Origin of the sequence: Cloacibacillus sp. (genome assembly GCF_020860125.1) — a bacterium.
Lineage (GTDB): Bacteria > Synergistota > Synergistia > Synergistales > Synergistaceae > Cloacibacillus.
This window is the reverse complement of the sequence record NZ_JAJBUX010000022.1, coordinates 1-5,623: the sequence shown is the minus strand read 5'-3', so window position 1 is coordinate 5,623 and position 5,623 is coordinate 1. Positions and strand designations below refer to the sequence as shown.

Below are 5,623 nucleotides of genomic sequence, written 5' to 3'. Positions count from 1 at the left end.
CCCCCCGCCGGTCTTCGATCCCTCCTAGCCTCAAGCGGCCTACGAGATGGTGCAGGCGGCCTATGAGCTCTCCGAAGCCTTCGCGCTGCCCGTCTTCCTGCGCCCGACGACGCGCGTCTGCCACGCGAGCGCCGACGTCGACGTGCGTGAGGATATAACGGTAAGAGAGGCGGAAGGCTTCAATAAGCGCCCCGAATGGTGCATCTTCCCCGCGCTCTCCTACCGCCGCCACGGCAAGCTCGAGGTGAAACAGAACGAACTGGCGCGCGCCTTCGACACGATGCCCTTCAACCGCATCGAGCGCGGCGCGGGCGCCTCCCGCAAAGGTGTCGCCGTCTCCGGCGTCTCCTATCTATACGCGAAGGAGGTCATCGGCGAGCTTGGCCTCGACGTCGTCCTCTATAAAGTTGGCACGCCCTATCCGCTGCCGGAAAAAACGACGCTAGACTTCCTTGACGCGGTCGACTCGGTGCTCGTGATCGAAGAGCTGGACCCCGTCGTCGAGGAGCAGCTTCTCATCGCCGCCGCCGGCAAGAGGCCGATCCTCGGCAAACGCAGCGGTCACATGCCCTGGAACGGTGAATATTCTTTCGAACTTATTAAAAAGGCCCTGCTCTCCTATCTCGGTATGGAGGCCAAAGAGGCGGAGGCCGAGACGCTGCCGCCGCTTCCCGTGCGCCCGCCGGTGCTCTGCGCCGGCTGCCCGCACCGCGCCTCTTTCTATGAGGCGAAGGTGGCGACGAAGGACTGCGAAAAGGCCATTTACTGCGGCGATATCGGCTGCTACACGCTCGGCAACGCCGCGCCGCTCAATATGGTGGATACCTGCCTTTGCATGGGAGCTGGCATCACCATCGCGCAGGGGCTCGCGCTCGCGGAGCCCGGCACCAAGTGTCTCGCCTTCATCGGCGACTCCACCTTTTTCCACACCGGCATTCCGGGAATAATCAACGCCGTCTATCAGGGAACGGACATCACGGTGATCATCCTTGACAACCGCACCACCGCGATGACGGGACACCAGCCGCACCCCGGCACCGGCAAGCGCGCGCTCGGCGACGACGCTCCCGCCCTCGATATCGAGACGATCCTCCGCGGCTGCGGCGTGCGTCACATAGCGAGTGTCAACCCCTTCGATTATGAAGAGGCCGTCGCGGCGATGAAAGAGGCGGTCAATTACCCCGGACCTTCGGTGGTGATAACGAAAGCCCCCTGTATCGCGCAGATAAAAAAGCCCTCGACGGCACATTTTGTCGATGATAAATGTATCAAATGCGGCAGATGTATCCGCGAAATTGGATGCCCCGCGATCACCCCGGACGATACGGGGCGCGCCGTCATCAACAGCTCGCTCTGTACGGACTGCGCCCTCTGCGCCAATGTCTGTCCCATCCACGCGATAAAAAGAGGTGAGATAAATGGTTAAGAGCATTGTGATCGCCGGCGTCGGCGGGCAGGGAACGCTGCTGGCCTCAAAAATACTCGCGACTGCCGCCGGAGCAAAGGGACTTTTCGTCCGCACCTCGGAGACGATCGGCATGGCGCAGCGCGGAGGTTCGGTCTCCAGCCATCTGCGCATCGACGCGCGCGAAGCCGCGCCTATCATTCCCGGCGCGCACGGAGACATCATGCTTGGCTTCGAGCTCGCCGAGGCGGTGCGCATGATACCAAAGCTGAAGGCCGGGGCGAAGTGCGTCGTCAACACCGACCGCATCATCCCGACGAACGTCGCGCTCGGCAGGGGCGTCTACCTCGGAGACGAGTACCTCGCCCTGCTCAAAAACAGATACCCCGAGGCCGTCTTTATCGAAGGAGCGCCGCTCGCGCTCGCGGCGGGCGACATCCGCACGCTGAATATCGTGATCCTCGGCGCGGCCGTGGAAGCCTCGATGCTTCCCTTCTCCGAAGAGGAGATACGCGCGGCGGTCAAGGCCTGCGTCAAACCGAAGCTGCTCGCGATGAACGAGAGAGCCTTCGAGCTGGGGCTGAAAGCCTCCGGCGTCCGATGGTGAGCTTCCGGAATTAATTATAGGTAATATTTTATTTCAGTTGAGGGTAAATCAGCCAGGAGAGTTTTTTAGAACAGAAAAGAGAGTCAGGAGAGAAGAAAAGTTATGAATGAACTTACGATAATGAGCCAGTGTTTCGCACAGGTCCGCCGCGCGGCGAAGGCTAGCCCGATGTACAGAGAAAAGTTCGCGGGACTACCCGTGGAGACGATGATGACGCGCGAGCAGTTTGAGACGCTGCCCTTCACCACAAAGCAGGACCTGCGCGACGCCTACCCGATGGGCATGCAGTGCGTGCCGAACGAGGAGATCGTCCGCGTGCACTCTTCGTCGGGCACGACGGGCATGCCCGTCATCATGCCCTACAGCGCGCAGGACATCGAGGACTGGGCGGTGATGATGGAGCGCTGCTACCAGTTCGCAGGCGTGACGACCGCCGACCGCATCCAGATAACCCCCGGATTCGGCCTCTGGACGGCGGGGCTCGGCTTTCAGGCCGGCGCGGAGCGCCTGGGGGCGATGGTCATCCCCACCGGCGCGGGCAATACCGACCGCCAGCTGCAGCTGATGCGCGACCTTGAGGCCAGCGTCCTCATCGGGACCTCCTCATACGCTCTCGTCATCGCGGAGGAGGTCGACAAGCGCGGCATGCGCGGTGACATCCACCTCAAGCGCGGCATCTTCGGCTCCGAGCGCTGGGGCGACAAGATCCGCGAGAGGATCTACGAGACGCTGGGGATAGAATTCTTCGACATCTACGGACTCACCGAGATATACGGCCCCGGCATCGCCATCGACTGCCACGAACACACGGGCATGCACTATTTCAACGACTACATCTACTGCGAAATAATCGACCCCGAAACCGGCAGAGTGCTGCCGGACAGCGAGCAGGGAGAGATCGTCATCACCACCTTCCGCAAAGAGGCGGCCCCGCTCATCCGCTACCGCACACGCGACATCTCCCGCATCATCCCCGGCGAATGCCCTTGCGGCTCGCCCTTCCCACGCCTCGACCGCATCGTCGGACGCAGCGACGACATGATAAAGATCAAGGGGACCAATATCTACCCGGCGCAGGTCGAGGAGATACTCAAACAGATCGAGGGTTTCTCGAGCGAATACCGCATCGTCCTTGAAAACGAGGAGCTGCGCGACAGGATGATCGTCCAGGCCGAGATGAAAGAGGGCTATGACCCCGAAAACCTTGCCGAAACTCTAGTCAGGGAGTGCAAATCCGGCATCGGCATCCGCGTCGTCCCACAGGTGATGAAGATCGGCGAGCTGCCGAGAAGCGAAAAAAAGACGCAGCGCGTGGTCGACAACAGGTATTAGTATTTACGAAATTCCGGCTCCGAAAGCCCCGAGAGGTTTTCGGAGCCTTTACTTATTCCGACAGGAAAAGTTCACCATTTTTTTCGATAATTTACACAAAATCTCCACATTGGGGATGTATAATGTGTTACCGTAGTGGTTGTGTACGCGGCGGGAGAGCGAAGGACCGACGCGGCAGCCAAGGACCTGATAATATGAAACGCTCATGGCGTCAGCCCACCGGCGGCGGGAAACCGCGGCGCCGGAGATGCTTGACTTAGAGCTGACTGTAAGGCTTAATATGGACGGGAGCTTTATAAAAAAGGGCTCGTCCCTATGCGGGGGCAAGGCAAATATCCTCCGCGTCAGCTGTATACGCGTCGGACCTCTTTTTTACAGGAAAGACAAATTAACGCTAAGGATGATATGACTTTATGAAAATTACCGAAATATCCCTGCGCCGCCCGGTAACCGTCCTTATACTCACGATCGCGATGGTGATATTCGGCACCTATTCCTATCTGAACATGGGCGTCGAGCGAATGCCCAACGTCGAATTCCCCATCGTTGTCGTGCGCACAGAAATGGAGGGCGCAAGCCCCGCGATCATCGACAACGACGTCACGGACGTGCTCGAAGCCCGCATCAACACCATCGAAGGCATCAAGAATATGAGCTCCAGCAGCTACGAGGGACGATCGGTGATCGTCGTCGAGTTTGAGCTTGACCGTAACATAGATTTCGCCGCCGCCGACGTGCGAGGTAAGGTCAGTATGGCGACGGGGCAGCTCCCCGACGACTGCGAAGACCCGCAGGTTGACAAGTACGACCCCTCCGACCGCCCGATAATGAACATCGCCGTCAAAAACGACGGACGCACCGACATGAAGACGCTCTCGCGCTATGTGGACAAGATAGTGACGGAGCGTCTTCAGACCGTTAAGGGAGTCGGAGGCATCCAGCTCGCGGGTTTCCGCGACCGTGAGATGCGCGTCTGGCTGCGTCCCGAGGCGCTGGAGAGCTACCGCCTCACGACGAAGGATATAAAAAACGCGATCTACAATAAACACGTCGAGCTCCCAGCGGGACGCGTCGAGACGGGTGTCAAAGAGTACGGCATCCGCATCGAGGGCGAATATTCCTCCGCCGCGGAGCTTGAATATCTGCCGGTGGCGGTGCGCAACGGCGCCGTCATCCGCCTGCGCGACGTGGCGCGCGTCGAGGACGGCTTCGAGGATCAGCGCAGCGGCTCCCTCTACGAGGGCAAGCCGACTGTTATGGTGATGGTCCGCAAGCAAAAGGGGGCCAACGAAGTCCTCCTCTCCCGCCTCGTCAAGGAGCGCATCGGGGAGCTCAACCAGACGGCCCCCGCCGGTACGAGCCTCGTCGTCGTCTCAGACAACGCGAAGTTCATCCTCAGCTCGATGAACGGCGTCTTCTGGGACATCATCATTTCGATATGCCTCACCTCGATCATCATGTTCATCTTCCTGCGCACGCTGCGGGCCACCTTTATCGCCGTCATCACGATACCGGTCTGCCTTCTCGGCAGCATGTCCGTCCTCTACTGGATGGGGATCACGATCAACAATATGTCGATGATGGGGCTCTCGCTCGCCGTCGGCATGGTCGTCGACGCAACGACCGTCGTCATGGAGAATATCACGCGCCATAAGGAATCGGGCAAAAGCGCCTTCCGCGCCGCCGAGGACGGCACCAACGAGGTCGCCTTCGCGGTGCTCGCGGGAGCGGCGACGACGCTCGCCGTATTCGTCCCAGTCGCCTTCATGGGCGGCATGATGGGGCGCTTCTTCAACTCCTTCGGCGTCACCGTGGCGATGACGATCTCCATCTCGCTCATAATCTCCATCACGCTGACCCCCTTCCTCTGCTCGCGCCTCATGGGGCGCAATCAGAAGACGACCGCCCTGCAGCGAAATATGGAGCGTCCCTTCATCTGGCTTGAGGACAGATACCGCACGGCGCTCGCCTTCTCCGTCGGCCACCGCCGCACGATCCTCTTCTCGGCGCTCGCGCTCTTCGCGCTGGGCATTACCTTCGCGACCTCCCTCGGCACCGAGTTCTTCCCCAGCGAAGACCAGGGACGCCTGCGCGTGGAGGTGGAGCTTCCCGCGGACACCGGCCTTGAGGTCACGGACAGCGTGACCAAAGAGATGGTCGATATGATCCAGCAGGACAAGGCCGTCGCCTACACCTACGGGATCGTCGGCCGCGGCGCGGGCGAAGAGGTCTATAAATCGACGATCACCATTGAACTTATCGACCGCAAACTCCGCCCC

General features: G+C 60.3%; 4 protein-coding genes. All 4 read left to right on the top strand.

Features of this window, described 5'->3' with window-relative positions; genetic code table 11:
- Window positions 1–46 precede the first annotated feature (46 nt).
- Window positions 47–1,426 carry a thiamine pyrophosphate-dependent enzyme gene (locus LIO98_RS02930; RefSeq protein WP_291953186.1) on the top strand — a complete coding sequence of 460 codons (1,380 nt, stop codon included), beginning with the start codon at window positions 47–49 and terminating at the stop codon, window positions 1,424–1,426.
- Window positions 1,419–2,012, top strand: coding sequence for an indolepyruvate oxidoreductase subunit beta (locus LIO98_RS02925; protein WP_291953184.1), 594 nt, complete (start codon window positions 1,419–1,421; stop codon window positions 2,010–2,012). The genes LIO98_RS02930 and LIO98_RS02925 overlap by 8 nt, the downstream gene beginning before the upstream one ends.
- A gap of 102 nt (window positions 2,013–2,114) precedes the next feature.
- Window positions 2,115–3,344 (top strand): phenylacetate--CoA ligase, encoded by a 1,230-nt coding sequence (locus LIO98_RS02920; protein WP_291953182.1) that lies wholly within the window; start codon window positions 2,115–2,117, stop codon window positions 3,342–3,344.
- Between the two features lie 413 nt (window positions 3,345–3,757).
- On the top strand, window positions 3,758–5,623 hold a 1,866-nt coding region (locus LIO98_RS02915), incomplete at its 3' end, for an efflux RND transporter permease subunit (RefSeq protein ID WP_291953180.1).